Source organism: Dethiosulfatibacter sp., from assembly GCF_983023055.1.
This window is the reverse complement of the sequence record NZ_CEZJXU010000325.1, coordinates 1-3,009: the sequence shown is the minus strand read 5'-3', so window position 1 is coordinate 3,009 and position 3,009 is coordinate 1. Positions and strand designations below refer to the sequence as shown.

General features: G+C 35.3%; 4 protein-coding genes and 1 pseudogene. All 5 read right to left on the bottom strand.

Translation table 11 applies throughout. The features are described from left to right. Nucleotides 1-161: 161 nt before the first annotated feature. Complete coding sequence (mnmM, locus tag AC3AX0_RS10405) at nt 162-737, bottom strand: tRNA 5-(aminomethyl)-2-thiouridylate-methyltransferase MnmM (protein WP_487550224.1); 576 nt, start codon at nt 735-737, stop codon at nt 162-164. Continuing rightward, nucleotides 734-1,450 carry a pseudouridine synthase gene (locus AC3AX0_RS10400; RefSeq protein ID WP_487550223.1) on the bottom strand — a complete coding sequence of 239 codons (717 nt, stop codon included), beginning with the start codon at nt 1,448-1,450 and terminating at the stop codon, nt 734-736. The genes mnmM and AC3AX0_RS10400 overlap by 4 nt, the downstream gene beginning before the upstream one ends. Next, nucleotides 1,451-2,005, bottom strand: coding sequence for an SMC-Scp complex subunit ScpB (gene scpB, locus AC3AX0_RS10395; RefSeq protein WP_487550222.1), 555 nt, complete (start codon nt 2,003-2,005; stop codon nt 1,451-1,453). 40 nt (nt 2,006-2,045) lie between these two features. Continuing rightward, nucleotides 2,046-2,765 (bottom strand): segregation and condensation protein A, encoded by a 720-nt coding sequence (locus tag AC3AX0_RS10390; protein ID WP_487550221.1) that lies wholly within the window; start codon nt 2,763-2,765, stop codon nt 2,046-2,048. Beyond that, nucleotides 2,762-3,009, bottom strand: a pseudogene (locus AC3AX0_RS10385) (hypothetical protein); the annotation flags it as partial. The pseudogene AC3AX0_RS10385 and the gene AC3AX0_RS10390, both read right to left, overlap by 4 nt.

The window sequence follows — 3,009 nt, the reverse complement described above, 5'->3', positions numbered from 1 at the left end:
TAAATTCAACTAAATAATAGCACTGTGAAATTTATTTTGCAAGAAAAATTTCATGAGAATTTCAAATTGCAGGAAAGGTGTCATTCGTTGCAAAATACATGGCTAAACTACATTTTTCCATATCCAGCTAGCACTTTTTAACAAAAAAATGCATGACACATTTAAAATGTGTCATGCATTTTTTGGATTATAAATAGCTCCGGTGGATAATTATTAGTATTGATCAGTCGATGGTTTGCCACCTTGTATTTTTTGCTATCAAGACAACTCAGGTATTCAAAGAGACTGTTTCTTTCAGTTGAATCATCATGTCCTAAATAAGCTGCAATGAAGATATAGCCTTTTTTTCTAAGGATTTCAAGAGCTGCTTCAACAGATTTTAAGGTTGTGTCAAAAGTGGTTGAAACTTCGCTTTTACTGTTTGGAAGGTAGCCTAGATTAAAAACTGCAACGTCGATAGGACCATCGATAAAATCACCTATTTTACTGTGGCAATCCTTAATAATGACATAGTTGTCATAGGGGCAATTCCCTTCTAGTAGTTCAGTAGTAGCCTTTACAGCCTCTTCTTGAACGTCAAATGCAAACACTTTCCCCTTTCCCTTCATGATATTGCATAAAAATAAGGTGTCGTTTCCATTGCCGGCAGTACAGTCAACTGCAACCATGTCGTCTTTAATTAGGTTTTCTATCATGAACTGGTAGTATCCCACTATATTAAAAAAGTTGATTTTCACTTCAGTTCCTTCAAATATTTGATTTCATCATCGCTCAAATGTCTCCACTGTCCCAACGGAAGTTCTCCAAGGCTTATTTCACCTACGGATATCCTCTTTAAGGATACAACTCTGAAATCAAACTTTTCAAACATTTTTCTAATCTGTCTGTTTCGTCCTTCAAGAATGGAAACTTTCAATACTGATTTCCTTCCGTCATCGCTCACAAAGGCTACCTTGCAGGGTCTAGTCCTGTAATTGTCTATATACATTCCCTTTTCAAGCTTTTCTATTGTTTCATCATCAATGAGACCATTAATTTTGACCACATAGGTTTTATAAATATTATGTTTTGGATGGGTGAGCCTGTAAGTGAGGTCCCCATCGTTTGTAAGTATGATTAGGCCACTTGAAGCATAATCAAGTCTTCCAACTGGATAAATCCTTTCTTCAATATCAACAAGATCCACTACGGAAGGTCTGCTAAACTGGTCTTTTACAGTGGTTATATACTTTACAGGCTTGTTTAAAAGGATGTATTGCATTTTTTCTTCAAGACCTATAGTCTTTCCTTCCACTTCTACAACATCTTCAGAAATATCAACCTGAGTACCAGGTTCCTTTACTATTTCTCCATTGATCTTTACTTTTCCTTCAAATATTAATTCATCAGCCTTTCTTCTGGATGTATATCCTGAATTGCTGATGAATTTATTTAATCGCATTTTATTCATTTAATCACTCTCATTCATTATATTTTCTACATTTTCAATATTTTCTTCAAAGCTTAGTTCGGGAAGGTTTTCTATGGATTCAAGACCGAAGTGCGAGAGAAAGTGGTCTGTAGTTCCATAAATGCTAGGCTTTCCCGGTTTGTCCAACTTGCCCTTTATGGCAATGAGCTTCTTATCCGCCAAACTCCTAAGTATATAGTCGGATTTCACTCCTCTTATCTGGTCTATTTCTATTTTTGTCACTGGCTGTTTGTAGGCTATAATGGACAAAGCTTCCAAAGCCGAATGAGAAAGACTGTTCCTCGTATTAGGTTTGAATAGCTGGTTAATATAGGTGAAGTTTTCATCCTTTGTCTTGAGCTGATACATTTCATTGGCCTTTTTCAAGACTATTCCCCTGTTTTCCGCTTCATATTCTTCAGCCATTTCAGAAAGGATATTTTTTGTCATTGAAGGTTTTATATTTAGTATCTTGCTTATTTCACCTATTTTTATGGGCTCGCCCCAGGCAAACAATATGCTTTCAATTATACTTTTCATCCTGTTTTTATCCATAATAGCCACCTTATGTCCATTTTGGGTAGTTAATTTTCGCCTAACTTACACTATCTTTAATTAGGTATATTTCTCCAAAGGTATAGTCCTGAACAAGCCTAAAATTTTTTAGCTTTGACATTTCAAGAATGCTCAGGAATACAGTTACAATGAATTTTCTTGACTTGTTGGAAGAAAAAATATCCCTGATGCTTATTTTTTTTAATATATCAAGTTTTTCATTTATTATATCCATACAGTCGTTTATGGTAAACTCATCTTTTTGAATTTCAAAAATAATTTCTTCAGGCTCATTGTCCTTGCAGTTTTTCAAAAGGTTCTGGAATGTATACATTAGATCGTACACGCTTATTTCCTCAAACAAAAGCTGTTCATTAAAATTGGAATCATACTGGATTTCTTCAGCCGGTTTTCCAACAAATTCCTTCTCCTTGTCTTCCTTTGTCTTTAGGAGTTCCGAAACACTTTTGTATACCTTATACTCTAGTAGCTGGCTGACAAGGTCTTCTCTTGGGTCTTCAACCCCTTCTTTTCTGGGAAGAAGCATCTTGGACTTTATTTCAAGAAGTGTGGAAGCCATGAGTATGAATTCGCTGGTTACATCCATGTCCAGATCTTGAAGGGTATCTACGTAGCCAATATACTGTTCAGTTATTTCATATATTGGTATATCGTAAATATCCACTTCATTTGACTCGATTAAATAAAAAAGGAGATCAAAGGGACCGTGGAACTTATTAAGATGAACTATATACTTCAATTCACTACCTTCCTTCTTAGGTCTGTAAAGCCCGACTCGTCTACAAGACCTATTATTGTTTCCTTTCTAGATACTGGACTGTCGCTGAAAATATAAGAATCCATAAACATAGCTCTTAGTTCTTCTTCAATTCCATTGCTGTCCGTATAAACCGTACCTAGCAGTTCACCTTTTTTAACCTGGTTTCCCGTTTTTTTACAAAGGAAAATTCCGGCGGAATAATTTATTTCTGATTCTTTTGTCT